This is a genomic window from Sivoneniella epilithica UHCC 1019, from assembly GCF_040830845.1.
Taxonomy (GTDB): Bacteria; Cyanobacteriota; Cyanobacteriia; order Leptolyngbyales; family Leptolyngbyaceae; genus ULC077BIN1.
This window is the reverse complement of the sequence record NZ_JBFPDP010000010.1, coordinates 1-21,598: the sequence shown is the minus strand read 5'-3', so window position 1 is coordinate 21,598 and position 21,598 is coordinate 1. Positions and strand designations below refer to the sequence as shown.

The 21,598-nt window shown below is 47.3% G+C and carries 22 protein-coding genes; 14 read left to right on the top strand and 8 right to left on the bottom strand.

The genetic code is table 11. The features are described from left to right. The first annotated feature begins 214 nt into the window (after nucleotides 1-214). From AB3R30_RS08525 to cbiB, 3 genes are all read left to right on the top strand, one after another. Nucleotides 215-646, top strand: coding sequence for a nuclear transport factor 2 family protein (locus tag AB3R30_RS08525; protein ID WP_458648746.1), 432 nt, complete (start codon nucleotides 215-217; stop codon nucleotides 644-646). A gap of 139 nt (nucleotides 647-785) precedes the next feature. Next, the gene (locus AB3R30_RS08520) at nucleotides 786-1,229 is read left to right on the top strand and encodes an Rrf2 family transcriptional regulator (protein ID WP_458648745.1); all 444 of its coding nucleotides are present in this window, start codon (nucleotides 786-788) and stop codon (nucleotides 1,227-1,229) included. Between the two features lie 111 nt (nucleotides 1,230-1,340). Next, on the top strand, nucleotides 1,341-2,306 hold the full coding sequence (gene cbiB, locus AB3R30_RS08515) for an adenosylcobinamide-phosphate synthase CbiB (RefSeq protein WP_458648744.1): 966 nt from the start codon (nucleotides 1,341-1,343) through the stop codon (nucleotides 2,304-2,306). A 156-nt stretch (nucleotides 2,307-2,462) separates the two neighbouring features. Here the strand turns inward: cbiB and AB3R30_RS08510 are convergent, their stop codons facing one another. From AB3R30_RS08510 to AB3R30_RS08485, 6 genes are all read right to left on the bottom strand, one after another. Next, nucleotides 2,463-2,867, bottom strand: a complete 405-nt coding sequence (locus AB3R30_RS08510; RefSeq protein WP_458648743.1) for a hypothetical protein — start codon at nucleotides 2,865-2,867, stop codon at nucleotides 2,463-2,465. Nucleotides 2,868-2,950: 83 nt separating this feature from the next. Further along, on the bottom strand, nucleotides 2,951-4,264 hold the full coding sequence (locus tag AB3R30_RS08505) for a cytosine deaminase (RefSeq protein WP_458648742.1): 1,314 nt from the start codon (nucleotides 4,262-4,264) through the stop codon (nucleotides 2,951-2,953). A gap of 354 nt (nucleotides 4,265-4,618) precedes the next feature. Then, a complete protein-coding gene (locus AB3R30_RS08500; protein WP_458648741.1) occupies nucleotides 4,619-5,743 on the bottom strand; it encodes a site-2 protease family protein in 1,125 nt (374 codons plus the stop codon). A gap of 167 nt (nucleotides 5,744-5,910) precedes the next feature. Continuing rightward, on the bottom strand, nucleotides 5,911-6,504 hold the full coding sequence (locus tag AB3R30_RS08495; protein WP_458648740.1) for a Uma2 family endonuclease: 594 nt from the start codon (nucleotides 6,502-6,504) through the stop codon (nucleotides 5,911-5,913). A 215-nt stretch (nucleotides 6,505-6,719) separates the two neighbouring features. After that, nucleotides 6,720-7,121: a type II toxin-antitoxin system VapC family toxin gene (locus AB3R30_RS08490; protein ID WP_458648739.1), complete on the bottom strand. Its 402-nt coding sequence runs from the start codon at nucleotides 7,119-7,121 to the stop codon at nucleotides 6,720-6,722. Continuing rightward, the gene (locus AB3R30_RS08485; RefSeq protein WP_458648738.1) at nucleotides 7,109-7,333 is read right to left on the bottom strand and encodes a hypothetical protein; all 225 of its coding nucleotides are present in this window, start codon (nucleotides 7,331-7,333) and stop codon (nucleotides 7,109-7,111) included. Before AB3R30_RS08485 ends, AB3R30_RS08490 begins: the two co-directional genes overlap by 13 nt. Here AB3R30_RS08485 and AB3R30_RS08480 point away from each other — a divergent pair. The 5 genes from AB3R30_RS08480 to AB3R30_RS08460 all read left to right on the top strand — a co-directional run bounded on the left by AB3R30_RS08480 (nucleotide 7,332) and on the right by AB3R30_RS08460 (nucleotide 11,847). Beyond that, complete coding sequence (locus AB3R30_RS08480; RefSeq protein WP_458648737.1) at nucleotides 7,332-7,496, top strand: hypothetical protein; 165 nt, start codon at nucleotides 7,332-7,334, stop codon at nucleotides 7,494-7,496. The two genes, AB3R30_RS08485 and AB3R30_RS08480, sit on opposite strands and share 2 nt — an antisense overlap. A gap of 208 nt (nucleotides 7,497-7,704) precedes the next feature. Next, nucleotides 7,705-7,923, top strand: a complete 219-nt coding sequence (locus AB3R30_RS08475; protein ID WP_458648736.1) for a DUF2281 domain-containing protein — start codon at nucleotides 7,705-7,707, stop codon at nucleotides 7,921-7,923. 35 nt (nucleotides 7,924-7,958) lie between these two features. Continuing rightward, nucleotides 7,959-8,192, top strand: a complete 234-nt coding sequence (locus tag AB3R30_RS08470; protein WP_458648735.1) for a type II toxin-antitoxin system VapC family toxin — start codon at nucleotides 7,959-7,961, stop codon at nucleotides 8,190-8,192. Between the two features lie 100 nt (nucleotides 8,193-8,292). Further along, nucleotides 8,293-10,872: a CHAT domain-containing protein gene (locus tag AB3R30_RS08465; protein WP_458648734.1), complete on the top strand. Its 2,580-nt coding sequence runs from the start codon at nucleotides 8,293-8,295 to the stop codon at nucleotides 10,870-10,872. Between the two features lie 51 nt (nucleotides 10,873-10,923). Continuing rightward, nucleotides 10,924-11,847 carry a trypsin-like serine peptidase gene (locus AB3R30_RS08460; protein WP_458648733.1) on the top strand — a complete coding sequence of 308 codons (924 nt, stop codon included), beginning with the start codon at nucleotides 10,924-10,926 and terminating at the stop codon, nucleotides 11,845-11,847. A 69-nt stretch (nucleotides 11,848-11,916) separates the two neighbouring features. Here the strand turns inward: AB3R30_RS08460 and AB3R30_RS08455 are convergent, their stop codons facing one another. After that, a complete protein-coding gene (locus AB3R30_RS08455) occupies nucleotides 11,917-12,213 on the bottom strand; it encodes a DUF6439 family protein (protein ID WP_458648732.1) in 297 nt (98 codons plus the stop codon). A 95-nt stretch (nucleotides 12,214-12,308) separates the two neighbouring features. On the opposite strand from AB3R30_RS08455, the gene AB3R30_RS08450 reads away from it, so the two are divergent. From AB3R30_RS08450 to AB3R30_RS08425, 6 genes are all read left to right on the top strand, one after another. Then, nucleotides 12,309-12,734, top strand: coding sequence for a sll0565 family protein (locus AB3R30_RS08450; protein ID WP_458648731.1), 426 nt, complete (start codon nucleotides 12,309-12,311; stop codon nucleotides 12,732-12,734). Nucleotides 12,735-12,921: 187 nt separating this feature from the next. After that, on the top strand, nucleotides 12,922-13,425 hold the full coding sequence (locus AB3R30_RS08445) for a sterol desaturase family protein (protein ID WP_458648730.1): 504 nt from the start codon (nucleotides 12,922-12,924) through the stop codon (nucleotides 13,423-13,425). A gap of 232 nt (nucleotides 13,426-13,657) precedes the next feature. Next, entirely contained in the window at nucleotides 13,658-13,978 is a 321-nt protein-coding gene (locus tag AB3R30_RS08440; protein WP_458648729.1) for an Mpo1-like protein, read from the top strand. Between the two features lie 85 nt (nucleotides 13,979-14,063). Then, entirely contained in the window at nucleotides 14,064-15,470 is a 1,407-nt protein-coding gene (locus AB3R30_RS08435) for an amidohydrolase family protein (protein ID WP_458648728.1), read from the top strand. 72 nt (nucleotides 15,471-15,542) lie between these two features. Further along, on the top strand, nucleotides 15,543-18,644 hold the full coding sequence (locus AB3R30_RS08430; protein WP_458648727.1) for an Eco57I restriction-modification methylase domain-containing protein: 3,102 nt from the start codon (nucleotides 15,543-15,545) through the stop codon (nucleotides 18,642-18,644). Further along, nucleotides 18,641-19,372: a transposase gene (locus AB3R30_RS08425; RefSeq protein WP_458648726.1), complete on the top strand. Its 732-nt coding sequence runs from the start codon at nucleotides 18,641-18,643 to the stop codon at nucleotides 19,370-19,372. Before AB3R30_RS08430 ends, AB3R30_RS08425 begins: the two co-directional genes overlap by 4 nt. A 345-nt stretch (nucleotides 19,373-19,717) precedes the next feature. Here AB3R30_RS08425 and AB3R30_RS08420 read toward each other — a convergent pair whose 3' ends face one another. Further along, nucleotides 19,718-21,376 carry an ABC transporter substrate-binding protein gene (locus AB3R30_RS08420; RefSeq protein ID WP_458648725.1) on the bottom strand — a complete coding sequence of 553 codons (1,659 nt, stop codon included), beginning with the start codon at nucleotides 21,374-21,376 and terminating at the stop codon, nucleotides 19,718-19,720. Nucleotides 21,377-21,598 lie beyond the last annotated feature (222 nt).

Genomic DNA, 21,598 nt, shown 5'->3' with positions numbered 1-21,598 from the left:
GTAGGCACAAGACCTACCCCTACAGTCAAAAATCATACTTGCAATCAGCAACGCCCAGATTTTTTGCTCACAATATCTATCTCACGATATTAATCTAAAGACATGTAATTTCAGTCTCACGATATCAATCTAAAGACATGTAATTTCAGTTACGTTCCTATTTACGCTAGTGAATACGAGTTTATCGTTCACTTTTTTGTTTGGGGCAACGCGGATGAAAAATACTCTTCCAAAAACTTTTTCTAAGGCAGCTATAACCCTTGACAATAAGACCATTGAGGGGATTGATGAACCCACTATTTTTCACTATTTTGAGACGCTCAATGCCGGAAGCTTTGAGCAGACCAGTCAACTTTTTGCGTTAGAGGGCATGTTGCAGCCCCCATTCGAGGCAATGATAATCGGCTCGGAGGCGATCGCGGCTTACCTACACCAAGAAGCAAAGGGCTTTGTCTTGCTACCCCAACAAGGGCACAAGGTTTTGGACAGTGACGACGCTGAATTTTTGGTCGCTGGCAGAGTGCAAACGCCTTGGTTTACGGTGAATGTGTCTTGGACGTTTATCCTCAACTCTAATCAGCAAATTATGCTAGCGAAAGTAAATCTTTTAGCATCGCTTCAAGAGTTAATGCATATGCGCCACTAAAGTGCTGACCCACGTTGGGCGATTCGCGAAGCGTTAGCGAAGCTTGCCGCAGGACTCCCTTTGGGAATCACGATTTAGGCTTAAGCTATTCTGATAGATCAATCAGCAGGAGTAGCTTTCTGCATTCGCGCTTCACCTAATGAAATTAACTACCCGTGGACACTACAGCGTTAAAGCGCTGCTAGATTTGAGTTTTCAGCCCAAGTTTGGTCCCACCTCTGTCAATGCGATCGCCCAACGGCAAGATTTGCCTGCGCCCTATCTCGAAAAGCTGTTGATTGAAATGCGACGGGCGGGTTTAGTGCGATCGCTGCGGGGATCACAGGGCGGCTATCAGCTTGCTCGTCCTCCCGCCCAAATTTCGCTAGGGCAAATATTAGAAGCCGTAGGGGAAAGCGTTGATCCCTTACCGCGCCATCATCCCAACGATGCCCATGCTGAAGATTGGGTCACCTTCACCCTCTGGAACCGTCTGCACCATAAGCTTAAAGAAGCCCTTTACAGCATTTCTCTAGAAGATTTATATTACGATGCTCGCAGTTGGCAAGCCTCTCAAGGGCAGGCTTCTAGCTTCGTCGTCTAATCTCATCTAGCAATATGAGGAAAGGTCAAGACAACATAGTCCTTATTTCTCAAGGATTTTTGTGGCTTAACCGATTCATCCGTTGCTAAAACCCCATATGGGCAAGGCATAGTGGCATACCGCGAAGAATTAGTTCTACTTTTGGCAGCACTTTTAGACTACAGAATCGGCGATCCGTGGAATTGGTGGCATCCGGTTCAGGGAATGGGCTGGCTGATTACTCAGTATACCCAACTTGCTTTTAAAGCCTTCAATTCTGCGATCGCGCTCCGATTGGCTGGCGTGGGTCTGGGGTTGGGGCTAGTTCTAGGAAGTGGCTTAATCGGATGGTTGATTGTTTTTGGGGCAAAGCAGATTCACCCATTCATTAGTTTGGCAACAGAGGGAATTTTGCTAGCAAGCTGTTTTGCCGGACGCAGTTTGCGAGATGCCGCAAATGAAGTCCTACAGTCATTGCAATCAGGGGATTTGCAGCAGGCGCGATCGCGATTAAGCCGCTATGTGGGACGAGATACCGAAAACTTATCCGAGGCTGAAATTCTACGGGCTATGTTGGAAACCGTGACCGAAAATGCAACAGATGGCGTGATGGCTCCGTTGTTTTATGCGATCGCCGGATCACTAATGCCCGCGATCGGCAGTCTTCCCCTCGCGCTGGGATATAAAGCCGCTAGCACCCTAGATTCAATGGTCGGCTATCGCGAACCGCCTTATACTCACTTGGGCTGGTTTAGTGCCAAATTGGATGATGTTTTAACTTGGTTACCCTGTCGGCTAGTCGTATTGACGCTCTCCATTCTGTCTGGCAATCCCTGCCATGTTTGGTATGTTTGCTGGCGTGATGCCCCTCAAGATCTTAGCCCCAACTCTGGCTGGAGCGAGGCTGCCTATGCAGCGACATTAGGCGTACAAGTCGGCGGAACCAACTGGTATCGGGGCGTTGCAAAACACAAGCCGTTGTTGGGGAATGCAACCCAAGCGATCGCGCCAGACCACATTTTTACCGCACTTCGCCTCACGCGACAATGCTTTTTAATTTGGCTAGCGATCGCGGTTTTAATTCACTGGTTACAGTAAATGATTGAATCAATAGAAATCTGATAGACAATCCACAACGGTTTTATTTAACAATCAATAAAAACATGCCATCAACAGAAAAGGAAACTTCTTTTAAACATAGCGAGTAAGCTTAATTGAGAAACTTTAAGCAACGCTAAAAAATTCTTTTAAGATTCACTTAAGAGTATTCAATAAAACTGCGTGCATAAAAGCGATATCGGGACTACGTTGGATCGCCTGATCATAGCGCTGTTCAGAAAGAGTACCGTCCTCAGAAGCTTTTAGTAAGGTTTTCGCTTGTTGCAAAAGATCCTGAATTTGACTAGCCGCGATCGCGGCTTTGTCATCCAACAATTCATCAACCTGCACAATAAATTGAGACATCGGACGCAACCAATCGAACCATTCATGACTAATGACTAATTGAAAAAACTCGCCATTGGTTTGAATTTTGCCAAAATGCTGTTCATAGGTTTCTCGCTCTGCATCCAGCAATGCTTTATGAAGCCGCAGAAAACCTTGACGAACCTCGCGTAAATGGTTGATTTCAGGGTCTAAAGAAAAATTAGTAGAAGTCATTAGGCAAAATTACAATAAAAACCTTTCTCATCTTAGTCATATCTGATGGATTTGTTGATCTCTCTTAAGCTCAATTATGCCGCTCAATGATGACCAGTTTGCAAATCATCTAACTCAGCATAGTTTGGCAAAGTTGTATCGATCGCAATCCCGTTTCTCAACACCACTCGATCATGTTGCGATCGCGATAGCAATTCACTGTAACGCCGTGCTTTGAAGAGAACGAGATCGGCGGTTAAGCCAACATCAATACGCCCAACAGTGGGCAGCCCCATCAAATCGGCAGGAGTAGACGTAATGGCGCGGCACCAATCCTCATAAGGACGATCAAGATGAGCAATTTTGGCAGATAGGGAGAAAACTTCTAAGGCATCATGGTCGCCAAATGAATGGAATGGATCGCGACAATTATCGCTTGCGATCGCCACTGGAACGCCTGCCTGTTTCAACTCGTGTAGCAAGGTGATACCGCGCCAGTGAGGAGTTTTTCCGGGTTGTCGATCTTGTAGGTATAAATTGCACATTGGCAAACTGACAATGCCAATGTTTGCCTGTTTGACAAGAGCGATCGTTTTTGTGGATTCTTCAGCAGGCTGCACCGCAAGACTACAACAGTGACCGCAGACAATTTGCTGCTGAAGCTGCTGCCGCAAAGCCGTTTCCGCCACAATTTTGAGACAGATAGAATTGGGATTATTGTTTTCATCCACATGTAGATCGAGATCCAAGGTGCGATCTTGGGCGATCGCTAAGGTGCGATCAATTTGGTGTTCAATCTCTGGATTCATGGAGGCAAAACCGCCTAAAACGCCGCCCATTTCTGCGATTTGATCCGCCAGTTTTTCACCTTGAGGCGTTAAGAAATCCTCTAATGACACCAAACAAACGGCTTGTAAAATCACTCGATCTGCCCAGCGATCGCGCAAGACTCGAAATGCCTCTAACGTCACCTCTGCCAACGCGCCACCCGAATCAAGATGAGTGCGAATTGCCTTCGTTCCATGGGCATAGCTGCACTTTACGCCAAACTCCATGCGGCGATAAACATCCTCGATGTTCCACTGTTCAGCATCTTGGCGAATCGTTTCTAGCCCATCGGCAAAAGTGCCGGTCAAATTCGGTGCCCGTTCCCACAGATGACCTTTATCGAGATGGGTGTGCATATCCACAAAGCAGGGAAACACCATGCCACCTTGTAGATCAACAACCGGATGATCAAAAGCAGTCAGTGTTCTAACCGGGATGATGCGGGCGATCGCGCCATTCATAATTTCGACATCGACTAGCCGCAACTGATCCTGTACTGCTAGCGAAGAGGGGCGATCGCGGCTTTGCAACATCAAGGAAGCAGGTACATGAGCATTTTTCAGCCAATAGTGAGAAGTGTGAGGAATCATAAGGGGGAGGAAAAAAGTTCGAGAAGAATATTTCACACTAGATATTTCAGACCAATTTGAATAGAGCATGTGCCAGATTTCAGATTGAGACCATGGCTGAGTAAAGCTGGCATTGCTGAATGTAGACATGATTTTCATTGGTAGGGGTAGCGCCTTGTGCCTACCTTTGCTGGGATAAGGGCAACCACAAGGGATTGCCCCTACGAATTTCATATCTAGATTCAGCAACGCCGTAAAGCCTTTACAATTCAAAACTCAAAACTCACAACGGTATTACCAAAGCTTGATCAAAGATAAAGGGACGAAGATCAAATCCTTCATCCCTTTGGCTACTTATTGATAAACGTGCGTTATTTATGCAGGAGTGGCTTCAACGCGATTTTTCAGCAAGTCGATGATGGCGGTTTTTTCTAGTAGACCGACTAACATTCCGTTAGATTGAACCACTGACAAAGCCGTTAGCTTGCGCTCTTCCAGCAGTTGCACGACTTCTGATAAAGGGCGATCGCCGACTACCGTTAACGATGGTTCAATTGGAGTCACTAGCGTTTGCACGATGGTTTCTGCCCAAAGCGCACTAGGAATCGTTTTTAGATCTTCTATCGCGATCGCGCCGATCAATTGTCCACCGTCATCAGTAACCAAGAATTTACGCCAGTTCTTTGTGTCCAAAATTCGCTGATCAGCAAACTCTCGCAGGCTCAATGATTGCGCCACAACCGGACTGTCTGCAATCACCGCATCGGCTGCGGTCAGACCTGCTAGCTTGTCTTGCACCGTGCCATACTGGGCAGCTTGACCCGCGTTTTGCAACAAGAACCAGCCAATTAGCACATTCCAAAAGTTGATTCCAGCCCCAAACAGCACCAGCGGCAGAATACCGGATGCGATCGCCAGCCAGCCAAATACTTGACCCACACGACCCGCGAACTTCATGCCTTTGTAGGGATTGCCCGTAATCTTCCAAACCAATGCTTTTAAGATATTGCCACCATCCAACGGCAAGCCAGGAATCAGGTTAAACAGCGCCAGCGCCATATTCACAGAAGCCAACACGCCGAGAATTGCCGCAAGTGGACCAGAAATTCCAGTAAACGCTGCAATTAGGGTTACAGAACCGGCAATCAACAAGCTAATCAATGGACCCGCGATCGCCACCCAAAAGGCATCTCCAGGGGTTTCCGATTCCTTCTCTAAACTCGCTAAGCCGCCAAATAGGAAGAGGGTGATCGATTTCACGCCAATTCCTTGCTTCAATGCCACAAAGCTATGTCCCAACTCATGAGCTAAGACGGAGCCAAACAATAGTAGGGCTGTGACTAAACCCAGTCCCCAAGAAGTGCCAGCAGGCAACATGGGAAACTGCGCCGCTAACCCAGTGCCATAGCTAAGGGTGACCAATCCCAATACCAAAAACCACGAGGGATTGACGTAAAAGGGAATTCCAAACAAATTGCCAACACGAATGTTGTTATTCATAGCCACGACCTCTTGTGTAGGTTGAGCAATCTAGATTAAATAGGATTGTTTTTTTCTTCATGCTCTTACTGTAACGAAATGTAAAAAGCTTGTTAATCATTTCCCTGATGTAATTACCGCCCGTCTCAGTTCGGTTAATCGGGACTAGGGGAAAAATCGGCTAGGCACTAATTTTCAGCTTCAGTCGGGCGATCGAAATTAAGGCGCACTTCTTCATAGATCACATCCACTGCAACCTCAATCCCTAAACTGTGTAGCGCGATCGTTTCACCTGCCTCATAGAACGTATGAAGCCACATCCGTCCTTCGCCCCACCGAAAGTACTCGATCGCAACTTGTGTAGTATCAATCAGAACATATTCTTGCAGGCTAGATAAAGCATGATAAGACTTAAACTTATCGCCCCGATCATAGTCGCGGGTGCTAGGAGAGAGAACCTCAACAATCAGCGTGGGATGAGTGATGGCATCTTGGGCAGCGAGGTCTTCAGGATGGCAACTCACCACCAGATCAGGGTAAAAGTAGGCATTGATCTTGGTAACGTTAACTTTGGCATCTGCAACGAAGGCGCGACAGCCTTTTGGTTGGAGTTGGGGGCGCAGTGAACTGTATAGATTTAATGCCAGTTGATTATGAGATAAAGTACCGCCAGTCATGGCAAGGATTTCTCCATCCAGGTATTCGTGGCGAGTTTCTTGTTGAGCTTCCCAAGTGAGGTAAGCGTCAGCAGTCATTTTATGGGGCTGGGGGACGGCAATCATGACAGTTGATTGGTGAAGAGACACTCTCATTGTAGCGATCGCGGCTTGGCTCAATACATATCTCTATGCAACCCGCCTAGTCACTCCGCCTCATGGCTATGACCTCCCGCTGACCGCTGGCTTTCCCCTACTTCCCAGTCCCAATTCTCTACTTCCTGGTGCTGCCCAAACTGCCCCAGATCGAAAAGCGAAAAGCGATCACTATGAGCATAAGGCTAATCCATCAAAATTGAATTTAGTTCAGAGTATCGAGAGAACATACTATCAATGCTTGCAAGTTTAGCATTGGCGTTAATTGCCGTAGCGATAATCAAACGATCAAAGGGATCTCGATGGATAGGCGATAAGTCTACCGCTCGGTAAGCAATCTCAGCCGTGATCGGAAATAATGAAATCCCTGATGGCGCTAGCGCTTCCTGAAGCCAAAGATCGACTTCACAAGAAAGTTCTAAGCGCCCACGCTGATACGCCATCGCTACTTCAAAACAAGAAATGGGTGATATTCCTACTTGGTCAGCAGTCTCGATCTCATCTCGCCAATGTGCAGGGAATCGCTCAAATTCCTGAGTCAGAAACCAAACCCAAATATGGGTATCCAGGATAATTATTTGAGACATTCCCAGTCTTGTTCATCCACAATGGGGCTGACTAAATCGCCTACTGTTCTGCCCTGTCCCGCGATCGCGGGTGCGGCGGTTCGTCGCTGTGATCGGGGTGCTTCTGCTTCTAAAATAGTCACAATGACCCGCGCAGACTCTACGTTTGGCTGGTCTGCAACCCAGATCATCTGCCCATTCTCCAAAATTGCCTCATAACTTTTAAGCATCATGCCTCACTCATGCTTTTTCCCAATCTTAACCAGAGTAACGCGATCGACTTTTTATTGTGCCAATATTGCGCGTCAGTTGGCATTGGCGGCAACCTTGGCGGAGATGGAAGCCGAAGCAGCAAGGAACTTTACAGAAAACAGTCCTTCCACTAAGGCGGCATAACGACATCCAGATCTCCGACTTCTTGACCTCGCCTGAAGTTGTCTGTGCTGTGCCGTAGAAGTCGGAGATCTTTGTGAAATCCTGCATAATTTGCGGGTGAGGGGGTGATAAATTGTCAGTCAACTCCTATCTGATAGGATTTCTTGTAGAAAATGTTTAAGCTAAACTGACAATAGTTTGTGTCCTAATGGTTGCTCGAACTGTGAAAATGACAAATTCCTTAGTCAGCCAGATTGTTGAAAAGCTAGAACATTTGCCTGATCCCACCCTTAATGAAGTTCTAGATTTTGTAGAATTTCTAACTTGGCGAAAAACAGGGAGGCAAGTAGGGTTGACCAACGAGGAACCTCTATTGTCGGTGGCAGGGGTGCTATCGGGAGACCCTCTTAGCGATCGCGAGATTGAGGCAGAACTTTACGGAGTTTAAGGTTTAGTGAAGTTTTTCAGGAAGCTGTTCGTTTTGTGGAAGGTATTTTAAGAGCGGCAGAGTTGGGACAAGTGCAAATCAGCTATGTTACGCCTGACAGCTTCGTGATGGCTTGGGAGCTAAGAAAACAGTTTCAAGACAAGCCTTTGATTTCCTTTACAGACTTAACCTCAATGGTCATTATGCAGCAGCAGAACATTCAATATGTGCTGACTCAAGATGAGCATTTTATTCAAGTTGGGATGGGATTTATCCGGCTACCGGAGTAATTTTCTGACAACGTGCAGTGGCGTATCTCAGTGCGGCTGCATAATTTTTGGGTGAGAGGATGATAGATTTGCAGTCAATACTTTCACTGCAAAAAAACTCATGCAACCGATTCAGACTCTTCGCCTTGCGGCTGTGACGCTCCTGCTGACCGCTGGCTTTCCCCTACTCCCCACTCCCGATTTTCTACCCCCCGCTGTTGTCCAAGCGCAGACGACAGCAGACCAAAAAACGGAAGCTAATCGCCTCTTTCAGCAGGGAGTTCAGCAATATCAAATTAGCCAGTTTACCGCCGCGCTGCAATCTTGGCAGCAGGCACTCCTTCTATATCGGGAAATCAAAAACCGACCGGGAGAAGGAGCAGCCCTGGGCAACTTGGGACTTGCTTATCAATTTCTCGGCAACTATGGCAAAGCGATTGAGTTTCATCAACAACGGTTAGCCATCACACGAGAAATCAAAGACCGACTGGGAGAAGGACAAACCCTGGGCAATCTAGGAATTGCTTACCAATCTCTTGGCAACTATGGTAGAGCGATCGAGTTTCACCAACAAAGTTTAGCCATCGCGCGGGAAATCAAAAACCGACAGGGAGAAGGAACATCTCTGGGCAATTTGGGCGGTGCTTACCAAACTCTCGGCAACTATGGCAAAGCGATCTCGTTTCACCAACAACGCTTAGCCATCGCACGAGAAGTCAAAGACCGACTGGGAGAAGGAACATCTCTGGGCAATTTGGGCAACGCTTACGCTTCCCTTAGCAACTATGGCAAAGCGATCGAGTTTTACCAACAAAGTTTAGTGATCTTTCAGGAAATTAAAGACCGACTGGGAGAAGGACAAACCTTGGGCAATTTGGGACTTGCTTACGCTTCCCTCAGCAACTATGGCAAAGCGATCGAGTTCCACCAACAAAGTTTAGCCGTCGCGCGGGAAATCAAAGATCGACTGGGAGAAGGAACATCTCTGAGCAACTTGGGCAGTGCCTACCAAACTCTCGGTGAATATGGCAAAGCGATCAAGTTTCACCAACAAAGTTTAGCCATCGCACGGGAAATTAAAGACCGTGCAGGCGAAGGAAATGTCTTGAACAACCTGGGCAACTTGGTTGTCAAACAGCAGCCGGAACTGGCGATCGCCTTCTACAAACAATCCGTCAATGTACGAGAAACCATTCGGCAGCCACTCCGCACTCTTTCCCGTGAGTTGCAAGAATCCTATGCTCAATCAGTTTCTGGCACCTATCGCGCTTTAGCAGATTTGCTTTTAGCGCAGGGGCGAATTCTGGAAGCGCAACAGGTGTTGGAACTGCTGAAAATCCAGGAGATTCGTGAATTTACCCGCGAGGCAAGAACGACAACCTCTGCTGGGATTACCACGACTGCGAGTGAAGCCAAAATCCTCAAAGAACACGGTAGCCTGATCGCTTTTGGACAAAAGGTGGATGCCTGCAAACAAAGCCGCTGTGCCCAACTTAGCCAACTCAACGACCAACAGCAAGCCCTAACGCAGCAATACAACCAGACGGTTTCCAGCTTTGAGAAAGAAATCCGCCGACGTAAATCTGTCGATGATGCCCTGCTCGATCCGCGCAACCTGTCAGCTAAAGCAAAGGACATTGTGGAATCGCAACCGGGCACGGTGTTGATTTATCCCTTTGTGCTGGAAGACAAGATTTGGCTGCTGTGGGCGGCAAAGGGCGGCATTGTCAAAAGTGTGTCGGTGCCTGTTTCCCGCAAACAGTTAGGGGAAACCGTGGTGCAGTTTCGCCGAGCGGTCCAAGACCCTAGTCCGACTGCGCGCCAAGCGATTGTCACGACTGGCAAGCAACTGTACGACTGGCTGATCAAACCGCTGGAACCGGAACTGAAAGCAAACAAGATTCAAAATCTGGTGTTTTCGCTCGATCGCGTCACCCGCTACATTCCCATGAGTGCGCTGTTTGATGGCGAAAAATTTCTGATTGAAAACTACGCGGTTTCCACGATTCTTTCTGCTGAGTTGACCGATCTACGCGACAGGTTGCCCGCCAATAGCCAAACCTCTATTTTGGCTTTGGGTGCATCGGAGTTTAAAGATGACCCTCCGTTGCCCAATGTGCCGGGGGAACTCAACGCAATTATTCAACAAAAATCCCAGCCTCCATCAAACGCTCAGTCAAACAATGGTTTTTCTGGCACAAAATTTCTCAACCAAGCGTTTAACTTTCGGGCGCTGCGAGATAATTTGGTAGGGCACAAAATCTTGCATATTGCCACTCACGGCAAGTTTGTTGCGGGTCGCCCAGAAGATTCTTTTCTCGTGTTGGGCAGTGGCGAGAAACTTACTATCCCCGAAATCAAAACCCTGCAAGATTTGAGCAATATCCATCTGGTGGTGCTGTCTGCCTGTGAAACGGCATTGGGCGGGGATCAAGATGGAATAGAAATCTCTGGGCTAAGTTCTTATTTTTTGAGCAATGGTGCCAAAGCGGTAATAGCTTCCCTCTGGAGCGTGGATGATAAGAGTACCAGTGAGTTGATGTATGAGTTTTATCGCACTCTGGCAACCAGCACTGCCCAAAAAACGATGACCAAAGCTGAAGCCTTGCGCCAAGCTCAACTTTCTTTGATCCGCGAGGGCGGCAGTTTTGCCCTTCCTTACTATTGGGCACCGTTTATCTTGATTGGCAACAGCTTATAGTCATTGACAATCCAATCATCGTTGATTATCCTCCCACTTAAGAGATTAGCCATGCACAAGTCGATTCAGTTGATCCTTGGTTTAGTAGGTTTCTGGGTTCCCGCCCCCGCGCTGCTGTTTCAGGCTAATGCAATGCCTCCTTCGGCTCCGGCAGTTCCCGCGAACAAACTAGGGCTAGAGTTACGCACAACACTAGGGTTCATACCCGCACAATTAGAGCGATCGCGGTTTCCATTCGAGGGCAGGCGGAATATTTTTGGTAAAGACGATCGCATTCCGATGAATTCCTCCAAATATCCCTGGTCAGCGATCGGTCGAATTGAAGCTTTCAAGGACAAGCAAATGCTGGGGACTTGCACAGGAACTTTAATTGGTAAACGCTTAGTCGTTACGAACGCTCACTGCATCGTAAATGAAGTGACGAAAAAAATTACCTCGAATAAAATTCGGTTTCGCCCTAACCTAATCAATGGCGAAGCACCCGCAGAAGCATTGGCTAGCAGGGTGGTGTTAGGAACAAATGATCCAAGAGGCGATCGCGGCAACGATTGGGCATTTTTGATATTGGATCGTCCCTTGGGTGAAACCTATGGCTGGATGAAGTTTGTCGTGGATGATTTCGCCGATTTAGCCAGCTTTAAGGATGAGATTATTCTGGTGGGCTATTCCAGCGATTTTCCCAAAGAGAAACCCTCTGAAACGGCTGGAGTTCATAAAGGATGCAGCATTCGCGGCTTTGGATCGCAACTGGGCACGATCGCCCACGATTGCGACATGATGGCTGGAGCTTCCGGTGGTCCAATGTTTAAGCTGCTGCCCGATGGTTCAGCCGCAATTTTGGCGCTCAATGCCGCAGAACGGGTTAGTCCAGAAGGCAAAAAGGTGCCAAAGTTCTCTAGAGAAACTGCAAATATTGGGGTCTATGCGGCAACGTGGGCAGGCAAGGCTGAAGAATTGCTCAAAACGCAACGCTGATTAGGGACGAGTCTCTGGTGAACAGGGTTAGGCGACAAGTATGGATTGTAAGAAAATCGCCATTGGTCATTATTTGCCGTGGGTTTCGCAGGGTGGCGCAGAAATGGAGCGATCGAGCCAGTTCACAGCTTGTTGCAATCGGGGTAGGGCTTCTTCCGGTTTGTTTTTGAGCAAGAAAACCAGCGCCGCGATCGCTTGCTCAGAGGCTCTGGCTTTTCGGTTTGCCTTAAGACGGTGCCAGTCTTTATCGGTAATCGTCAGCTTTGTCATCAATGCCTGCGCTAACTCTTCTGCACTACATTGACTCAAATCGGGCGTATCCAAATCTTCTGTTGAACTGATTGCCTGAGATGCGAAGTTCACCATAAATAATTCACAGTATTCTTAAGGAGTGCTAGTTTCTTCACTTTACTATGTCTGGGAAAAACTATGTCTGAGAAAAGAGAAGCAGGAAATCGGCTATGAAGGCTTCTAATGCAGATGAAGATGATCTAGGTTCAGAGCGATCGAGCGATGAACTGAATTTTGAGCAAGAACTCATGGAGATAGAGCGATCGCTGCAAGAACTCAAAGATCGCTACAGCCAAGTAGAGCAAGCTCAAACCACACAAGCCGCTCTACAACAGCGTCAAGCGGAAATTAAGCGCCAACTGCAACATGCTGCTTCTCCTGCCCTAAAAGCCGAGCTTCAACATATTCAAAATAGCTTGGATGACTTAGAGATCAAACTAGAAAGCCGTTTGTTCAGTTGGGAAAAACCATTTTGGCAAATTGTGCGTTTTGGTGGGCTAGGCGTGGTGATTGGCTGGCTGATGGCGATCGCAGTATTACAACGTCCTCAGCCCTCTCCTCAACCTGCGCCTGCCATACCCCAAAGTTCGCAATAAGAGTGCGGCTTAAGTAGTTTTGAGTTTTAAGTTTTAAGTTTTAAGTTTTAAGTTTTAAGTTTTAAGTTTTAAGTTCTCTCTCACCTTTTTCCTCTTTCTTTTTTCTTCTTTCCTCTTCCTTCTTTCTTTTTACCCCTCTCAACCCGCCCTATACTTTGAAGAAGTGAATGTAAGGATGTGAATGGGCATGATTGAATTTCTCCCAGTAAGTATTGGAATTGGCTGTTTTGCGATCGCCTTTGTGCTGGCTAGTTTGGTGGAATATTGGATTCATCGATTGATGCACAAACCATTGAAATTGGGAGAACGTCACCGAGATCACCATCGCCGCAATGAAGCGCAGGGCGTGATATGGGAGTTTTTGGATTACGTCAAAGGCACCGTTATTTTATTGATACCGATGTTTTTCGTCTCGCTGCCTGCTGGCATTGGCTGGAGTTTGGGCGCTGTCGTGTATGCCGCTTTTTCCTCCTATGCCCATCAGCTTCAGCACGAAAACCCGACCAAATGCTTTTGGATGAAAATGCCAGTTCACTATGTGCATCACAAATACAACATGTGGCATCACAACTTTGGCTTAGGCGTAGACTGGTGGGATCATGTTTTTGGCACCTATAAAGCGGTGGAATGGCTCACCGACGAAGAGCAAACTTACGCGCAACGCAGCTACTTAGAATTGAAATGGTGGTGAACCAAGAGACGATCGCACTACCTAGATCGCACTACCTAGAATTAGGTCGAACAAGCAATAGGGCGTAGACATAGACACACTTCTTTAGCCCCATAACCTGCCCTAATGCCTGCTATACAATACCCAATTCCAAAGATTTTCCTTGCCTCTAGGGTTGCTTTAAAAAGCCTGTGCTATCGTTCCAACATTCTTTCCCAAAATTAGTAGGTGAAATGGAGGCATTGTCTAGGCTATGAGGTATTTTAACGAGGCAAAGGCGCACTTCGTCGCCAGTCACCAAAATCCCATTAATCAAGCACTCCACCATCTGACCAATGTGTTAGCGATCGCTGCCGTCATCTTTCTATTCATCGATTGGCGCATCAGCTTAATCTGTTTGGTGTTCACCCAGGTTTTCGCCTTGGGCGGTCATGCCTTTTTCGAGAAAAATGAACCTGCGTTTGTGAAATATCCCGGAATCACGATTCTGGCATCCCTAGCCTGGTCATTTGAAAACGGGTTTGGACTACGCCAAATTTTGGCATGGAGAAAAGCGAGAGGGGAAGAGTTTTAAGTTCTAAATTTTGAGTTTTGAATTAAAAACTTAGAACTCAAAACTCAAAACTATTTTTTAAGTTGTTTGCTTTTTAAGGAGCTTTATGTACAACGGTTTACTGGTTATTGATGCCGATGCTCACAAGATTGAAAATCCCTTAGTGATGCTGGATTATCTAGAGCCGCAGTATCGCGATCGCTTGGGGTTAATCATCGATAGTTTAGGCGATCAGCGGATCAAAATTATGGATTTCAACCCCAAAACGGGGCAAAACGATTTAGTGCAATTATTCCCCCAGCCCAGCGGATTAGGAAAAGGTGGATTTCGCACATTGCACCCTGAAACGACTCTAGGAGCGATGTTTAACCAGGTGCGGATCGACCATATGGATCGAGAAGGCGTGGATGTGCATGTTATTTATGGCACCCTCAATCTGATTTTCTCTAGTTTGCTAGATACGGACTTGGCGATCGCGTTTTGCAAAGCCTATAACACCTACATGGCAGAAGATTGTCGCGGCTACGGCGATCGGCTAAAACCGATTGGGGTATTGCCCTTACAAGATGTGGGTGAAGCGATCAAAGAACTGCATCGCTGCGTCGAAGAACTGGGCATGGTTGGGGTTGCTGTACCGCCAAACGTTCCGGTGCCCCATCCCCGCGCCCCAGAAGCTTTCCCCGAAATTCGCACTTGCAAAGCCATTAGCCATCCTGACTTTCGCCCAATTTTGCAAGCTGCTGTGGATTTAGACGTGTCTTTAGGAATTCACGGCGCGCCCGGTTCTTTCATGATGGGCGGCATTGCGGATCACATGGAAACCTTTGTGCTGACTCACATTTTTGTGCAGCGCAACCAACAGCAACACGCCATGACCCGCATGGTATTCGATGGCGCGTTTGAACAATTTCCGACTCTGCGGGTGGGCTTCTTGGAAGGCGGCTGTGGCTGGCTACCCGATCTGTCCCACGCCATGCATGAACATTGGGAAAAGCGTGTGCGGGACTTTGATCCCAAAAATCCTTATCGCCCTTCCATGATGGAGATGACTCGCTTGATGATGCAAGAGCGCAGCGATCGCAATAGCGCCAACGTCCTCAGCCAGGTGAAAACCCTATTTGACTTGATGTGGTCAGCCGAACGCGACCCCGCCAAAATTGAGGATGCCAGTCTCTATGAACATGCCGATCTGCGCGATCGCGACCCATTAGAGTATTTCGAGCGGGGACAAATCTTCGTCTCTTTTGAGTCTGATGATCCGGCTCCGACCTATCTTCCTCAAGCCATGGGCGAAGTAGGGAAACGGGTTGCTTGCTTCTCTGGCGATTATGGACACTGGGACGGTGTGTTGCAAAACTGTGTTCAGGATGCCGCCACCCAAGGCGACTACGATCGCGATTACCTCAGCCGCCTCCTAGCCGGAAATGCCCTCGCACTCTACGGCGATCGCCTGCGCCAATCCCTCCCCGCCTACTGCACCGCATCCTCTGATTTAGTCACACCAGCCCGATAAACCGAGCCATTCGCAGCCCAGTTTCAGCAATGCGATCGCCTATCATCGAAACAACGTTAAGCAGGCGCGATCGTGGTAGTTCCTAATAAAGTCGTTGAGTTGGTGAAACGGTTTCAGGCGAACGAGAGCGTTTATCGATCGCCTGACTACAAAGAAGCGCATATTCGCCAGGATTTTATCGATCCGTTTTTTGCGGAGTTGGGCTGGGATCTGCGGAATGAACAAAATGCCTCAGAAGTCTACAAAGAAGTGATTTTTGAGGATGCAATTAAGGTGGGCTGCTCCACAAAAGCGCCGGATTATTGCTTTCGGGTGGGCGGTAACCGCAAGTTTTTTGTGGAAGCGAAGAAGCCATCGGTCAATTTGGCGGATAGCATCAGTGCGGCGTTTCAGGTGCGGCGGTATGGCTGGTCGGCAAAGTTGCCGGTGAGTATTCTGACGGACTTTGAAGAGTTTGCGGTGTATGACTGTCGGGTGATGCCGAATAAGAATGACAAATCGACAACCGCGCGATCGCTCTATTTGTCCTACACCGACTATGCCGATCGCTGGAATGAAATTTACGATCTGTTCTCAAAGGAAGCGGTGTTAGCCGGATCGTTGGAACAGTTTGCTGATGAGCATAAACAGCGAAAAGGAACCACCACAGTAGATGCAGCGTTTTTGAAGGAGATTGAAACGTGGCGGGAACGGTTGGCGATCGCGCTGTCGAGTAGCAACCCGAATTTGTCCTCGCGGGAATTGAATTTTGCCGTGCAGATGACGATTAATCGGCTGATCTTTTTGCGAATTTGTGAAGATCGCGGGATTGAGCCTTATGAACAGTTGCGATCGCTGACCGAGAAAGGCGAAGTTTATCAGCAGTTGTGTGGGCTGTTTCGGCAAGCAGACGATCGCTACAATTCTGGGCTATTCCACTTTAAGCCGGAGAAAGGCAGACTGGAAGCCGATGAGTTCACGCTGACGTTGACCATTCCCGATGCGCCACTTCAGCAAATTATCCAAAATTTCTACTATCCCGATAGTCCCTATGAGTTTTCGGTGATTCCGATCGAGATTTTGGGGCAGGTCTATGAGCAGTTTTTGGGTAAAGTGATTCGGCTTGTTGACCCTCATCCCCCAGCCCCTTCTCCCCAGGGAGAAGGGGAGGCAGGAGAAAGTTCTTCTCTCTGGGGAGAAGGGGAGGCAGGAGAAAGTCCCTCTCCCTGGGGAGAGGGATTTAGGGTGAGGGCTGTGATTGAGGATAAGCCGGAGGTGCGGAAGGCGGGTGGAGTCTATTACACGCCGACGTATATTGTCGATTACATCGTGGAGAACACGATCGGGCGATCGCTGGCAGGAAAAACGCCCAAACAGGCTGAAAAAATTCGGGTGCTTGATCCGGCGTGTGGCTCTGGCTCGTTTTTGATTGGGGCGTATCAGTTTTTGCTGAATTGGTACTTGCAGCAGTATGGCGAGAATCCGACGAAGTATAAGAAGCAACTCTATCAAGGGAGCGGCGGCGATTGGCGGTTGACATCGACAGAGAAAAAGCGAATTTTGCTGAACCACATTCATGGTGTGGATATTGACCTGCAAGCGGTGGAAACCACGAAGCTTTCGCTGCTGCTAAAAGTGCTGGAAGGAGAATCGCAAGAAACGCTATTTAAGCAACTCTCACTGTTGCAAGAACGCGCCCTACCCGACCTGGAACAGAACATCAAATGCGGCAATTCCTTAATCGGTTCAGACTATTACGACAATATTCAAATCAATTTGCTAAATGAGGAAGAACTCTATCGAATTAATGTGTTTGATTGGGAAGAAGGCTTCCCCGAAATTATGCAATCCGGCGGCTTCGATGTCGTCATCGGCAACCCACCTTATGTTAGGCAAGAATCGCTTTCAAACCTAAAAACTTATTTTGAGAAAAAGTACAAAACCTATCATGGAGTAGCTGATCTTTATACTTATTTTATCGAGAAAGGCTTATCCAAAATTAACCCCAATGGACTTTTTAGTATCATTGTATCAAGTAGTTTTCTACGGACAACTTATGCTGAACCACTACGAAAATACTTAAAAGAAAATGCGTCAGTGCTAGAGTTCGTTGATTTTGGTGGTCTTGCTGTTTTTGCAAATGCCAAAGATACTTATGTTTGTATTCCTTTGCTCGGGAAGAAAAGTCAACCTCAGACAGTATCAATATGTAAAGTGGATTCTTTACAAGGACTCAAGCTAAAAGAATTTTATTTAAAGGAGAAATACGAGGTAGAAGCCTCACAATTCAATTTAATATCTTGGTCACTTGATAATAATTTAAAGACAAAGCTTATTGAGAAAATCGTTAAAAATTCTACCCAACTTGGAGAATATGTTAAGCGGCGTTTCTTTAGAGGAGTTACGACTGGGTTCAATGAAGCATTTGTGATAACGCGAGAAAAAAGAGACGAGTTTATTATAAAAGATTCTAAAAATTCGGAAATTATAAAACTTTTAATTGGCGGTAAAGATATACGCAGGTATGAAGTAAATTATCAGGATAGTTGGCTGATTTTTACTCGGCGTGGAATTGATATAAATTTGTATCCAGTAATTGAAGAGCATTTAGCGCAATGGAAAGAAGAATTAACTCCTAAAACATCTAATGAGCAAAAGAAAGGTCGAAAACCTGGAAGGTATAAATGGTATGAAATTCAGGATGATGTAGCTTACTACAACATTTTTGAAGAGCCAAAAATAGTTTTCCCTGATATCGCTAAGAATCCAAGATTCTTTCTAGAAACTACTGGTGCTTACGTTGCAAACACAGCTTATTGTCTGGGAACTGACGATCTATATTTACTTGGAGTTCTTAACAGTAAAGTTTTTTGGTTTGCCATAAGCTGCATTTCTATTCCATTTGGAACTCGTGCAGGCGAATTTCGGTATCGCTTAATTTATCAGTACATGGAAAAAATTCCAATTCATGTTATTGATTTCAACAATCCAACCGAGAAAGCGAAACACGATCGCATTGTGCAATTAGTCGAGCAAATGTTAGCACTGCATCAGCAATTGGCAGAAGCAAAAACGCCGCCGCAAAAGAGCATGATTCAGAAGCAAATTAATGTCAGCGATCGCCAGATTGATCAGTTGGTGTATGAGTTGTATGAATTGACGGCAGAGGAGATCGCGATCGTCGAGGGGAAATGAAACATTATCGGGAAAAGCAGCGGCGATCGATTCGGCTCCAAGGATATGATTACGCCTCCGCTGGAGCTTATTTCATTACTATTTGCACCCAAAATCGCGCTTGTGTGTTTGGCGAAATTTCTGATGGAACAATGCAGTTAAATGACGCTGGACAGATGGTTGAAAAAGTTTGGCAATCTTCACCACAACGATTTCCTCATGTATGTTTAGATGCCTTTGTCGTAATGCCAAATCATGTTCACGGCATTATCCAACTAAGGGCAGGCACCCCTGAAGAACGGGCAGGCACAAGACCTGCCCCTACGTTGGATATGAAATCTGTAGGGGCACCTCTTGTGGGTGCCCTTCCAACGGTGGATAATGCGAATTCTGGGGAACGGGCAGGCACAAGACCCGCCCCTACGTTGGATATGAAATCTGTAGGGGCACCTCTTGTGGGTGCCCTTCCAACGGTGGATGACACAATACCAGATGATCCAAAGGCAAAATGGGGATTATCTTTGGGAGATGTTATTGGAGTCTTCAAATCGATCGCAACCCATCAATACACCATCGGTGTAAAGCAACAAAATTGGGAACCGTTTCATAAACGATTGTGGCAACGTAATTACTATGAACACGTCATTCGAGATGAGACAGCACTTCAAAAGATTTGGGATTATATTCAGTCAAACCCTTTATCGTGGCAATCAGACCAACTGCATCCCAACAATCCATCAAGATGGTAGATGGATTGACCGCAGAGGGATCGCGATCGCTGTTTATGAAGGCTGGAAGGACACTAAAAAGTAAGCCGTAAAAATAGAGATTGTTATGGCTAAAACACTCACGATTCAAATTCCAAGGGTCGCAATCCCTAGAAAGTGGCAGCGGAACTAACTCTGCTGCTGGATAAGTGTAGTCGGTTGGACAATTAAAATATTGCGATCATGTTATGCCAATTCAAAACTCAAAACTCAAAACTCAAAACTCAAAACTCAAAACTCAAAACTCAAAACTCAAAACTCAAAACTCAAAACTGAAAACTGAAAACTGAAAACTGAAAACTCAAAACTGTATTACTTGCTACTGTATTACTTGCTGATGGATTCAAACGGTTCAGAGCCGAGAGGACTAGGAACCCAGCCTGCGATCGCTTTTCGCTGCGCCACTAATGGCTGAGAGTGAACAATCGGCAACCGCAACACTTCTTGATGCAAAATGGTGTCCACTTGAGCATAGACTTTGGCTCTCTCGGCTTGAGTTTGAATGGCTCGTCCTTGGTTCAAAAGCTGAAAGACAGTGGCATTTTTCCAGTTGCCAATATCGGTGGTGGCACCGGGACCGTAGTGAGGAAAGTAAAAGCTATCGGGATCGCCATAATCTGCCGTCCAGCCCAACATGAAAGATTGGTAGCCAGGAGGCTTCCGCCGATTGGCTAAGTAGGCTGCCCAGTCCTGCGTTTTGAGACTAATGCGGATGCCAACGGCGCTAAGGTCGGCGGCGAATGCTTCGGCGATGGGTTTAGGCGTGGGAAAATAGGGGCGAGAAACGGGCATATACCACAGGTCTAGATCGAACCCGTTGGGGTAGCCTGCTTCGGTGAGTAGCTGTTTCGCTTTTTGCGGATCAAATGGATAGGCGACAAGGGAGGCATCGTTTGCCCAAGCGAGGGTTTCTGGGAGAAAGTGAGGGTCGTGGGTGCCCAAGTCGCCCCAAAAAGCTTGGACGATCGCGGACCGGTTGATGGCATGGGCGATCGCTTGGCGCACTTTCACGTTTGACAATGGCTTATAGCTGGGATTCAACGCCAAATAGCCCACATTAAACGAGGGACGGGCGATCGCCGTTAAGTTTGCATCGGCATCAATTTCTTTCTTTTGATCGGGGGCTAAATCGACGGTGAAATCGATCTGTCCGGCGCGCAGTTGAGCCAACCGTGCCGCAGGATCGGCAACAAAGCGGATGACCAGTTGATTCACCTTGGGAAACCCCGATCGCCAATAGGTCGGGTTTTTCTCTAGGACAATGCGATCGCCCGTCCGCCATTCTTTGAACACAAACGGACCCGTTCCCACTGCCAAAGAACCCGGTGTGCCATACTTTGCCCCCGCTTTTTGAACGGCAGTGGGGCTAACCATGCCAAAATAAGCCGCCGCGATCGCGTTTGGAAACGCGGCGAACGGCTGCTTGAGTCCAATCTGCACGGTTACCGCATCGATCACAGTGACAGATTGCACAATCGAATCAGGGGAGCCTTTGAAGCCGCCAAATATCTGTGACCATACTTCATAAATCTTGCCAGCGTTACGGTAACCTTGGGGATGGTTGGCATCCCACCAGCGCTCAATATTAAACTTAACTGCCGCCGCATTAAAAGGCGTGCCGTCTTGAAACTTGACCCCTGGTTGCAGTTTAAATATCCAGGTTTTGCCATCGGCAGAGGCTTTCCATTCGGTGGCTAAGGCTGGCTCCAAGTCGGTTGTTCCCGGCTTAAACTCCATCAGGCGATTGTAAATTTGGTTTTGCACAATCACCGAGTTGCCGTCGGTAATATTTCCGGGTTCCAAGTTGACGGGCTGCCCAGTCGATCCATAGACTAAAGCGGATGACGATGAGGCAGCGGTTCCACTGGAAACGGGTGCAGACGGTTGATTGCTTGCGGTACAGTTCGTTAATACGATCGCGGCAATAAACGCGATCGCCAGTCGCCAACCTCGCCATTTTTGCATTCGCCATTGTTGCCAAATCATTTTTTCCTTTCCCCGCCATGCCAGCAAAGACCTTACTTAATATAAGTCCTGATGCGGAATTTGTTTGACCAGGATTGATTGGGGTCAGCCAACGCGATGTGCAACTAAGAACCCTCACCCCAAACCCCTCTCCCGCTCTGGGAGACAGGGCGGTTTTATTGTGAGGGTAGGAAAGTGAGGATGGACTGAAATCCTATATCAGTATCAGTCCATGACCCTCAT

Coding starts and splice junctions, on each gene's coding strand:
- AB3R30_RS08525 (WP_458648746.1), top strand. CDS start 215: ATGAAAAATACTCTTCCAAAAACTTTTTCTAAGGCAGCTATAACCCTT.
- AB3R30_RS08520 (WP_458648745.1), top strand. CDS start 786: ATGAAATTAACTACCCGTGGACACTACAGCGTTAAAGCGCTGCTAGAT.
- AB3R30_RS08510 (WP_458648743.1), bottom strand. CDS start 2,867: ATGACTTCTACTAATTTTTCTTTAGACCCTGAAATCAACCATTTACGC.
- AB3R30_RS08505 (WP_458648742.1), bottom strand. CDS start 4,264: ATGATTCCTCACACTTCTCACTATTGGCTGAAAAATGCTCATGTACCT.
- AB3R30_RS08500 (WP_458648741.1), bottom strand. CDS start 5,743: ATGAATAACAACATTCGTGTTGGCAATTTGTTTGGAATTCCCTTTTAC.
- AB3R30_RS08495 (WP_458648740.1), bottom strand. CDS start 6,504: ATGATTGCCGTCCCCCAGCCCCATAAAATGACTGCTGACGCTTACCTC.
- AB3R30_RS08490 (WP_458648739.1), bottom strand. CDS start 7,121: ATGTCTCAAATAATTATCCTGGATACCCATATTTGGGTTTGGTTTCTG.
- AB3R30_RS08480 (WP_458648737.1), top strand. CDS start 7,332: ATGCCTCACTCATGCTTTTTCCCAATCTTAACCAGAGTAACGCGATCG.
- AB3R30_RS08485 (WP_458648738.1), bottom strand. CDS start 7,333: ATGATGCTTAAAAGTTATGAGGCAATTTTGGAGAATGGGCAGATGATC.
- AB3R30_RS08475 (WP_458648736.1), top strand. CDS start 7,705: ATGACAAATTCCTTAGTCAGCCAGATTGTTGAAAAGCTAGAACATTTG.
- AB3R30_RS08465 (WP_458648734.1), top strand. CDS start 8,293: ATGCAACCGATTCAGACTCTTCGCCTTGCGGCTGTGACGCTCCTGCTG.
- AB3R30_RS08460 (WP_458648733.1), top strand. CDS start 10,924: ATGCACAAGTCGATTCAGTTGATCCTTGGTTTAGTAGGTTTCTGGGTT.
- AB3R30_RS08455 (WP_458648732.1), bottom strand. CDS start 12,213: ATGGTGAACTTCGCATCTCAGGCAATCAGTTCAACAGAAGATTTGGAT.
- AB3R30_RS08450 (WP_458648731.1), top strand. CDS start 12,309: ATGAAGGCTTCTAATGCAGATGAAGATGATCTAGGTTCAGAGCGATCG.
- AB3R30_RS08445 (WP_458648730.1), top strand. CDS start 12,922: ATGATTGAATTTCTCCCAGTAAGTATTGGAATTGGCTGTTTTGCGATC.
- AB3R30_RS08440 (WP_458648729.1), top strand. CDS start 13,658: ATGAGGTATTTTAACGAGGCAAAGGCGCACTTCGTCGCCAGTCACCAA.
- AB3R30_RS08435 (WP_458648728.1), top strand. CDS start 14,064: ATGTACAACGGTTTACTGGTTATTGATGCCGATGCTCACAAGATTGAA.
- AB3R30_RS08425 (WP_458648726.1), top strand. CDS start 18,641: ATGAAACATTATCGGGAAAAGCAGCGGCGATCGATTCGGCTCCAAGGA.
- AB3R30_RS08420 (WP_458648725.1), bottom strand. CDS start 21,376: ATGATTTGGCAACAATGGCGAATGCAAAAATGGCGAGGTTGGCGACTG.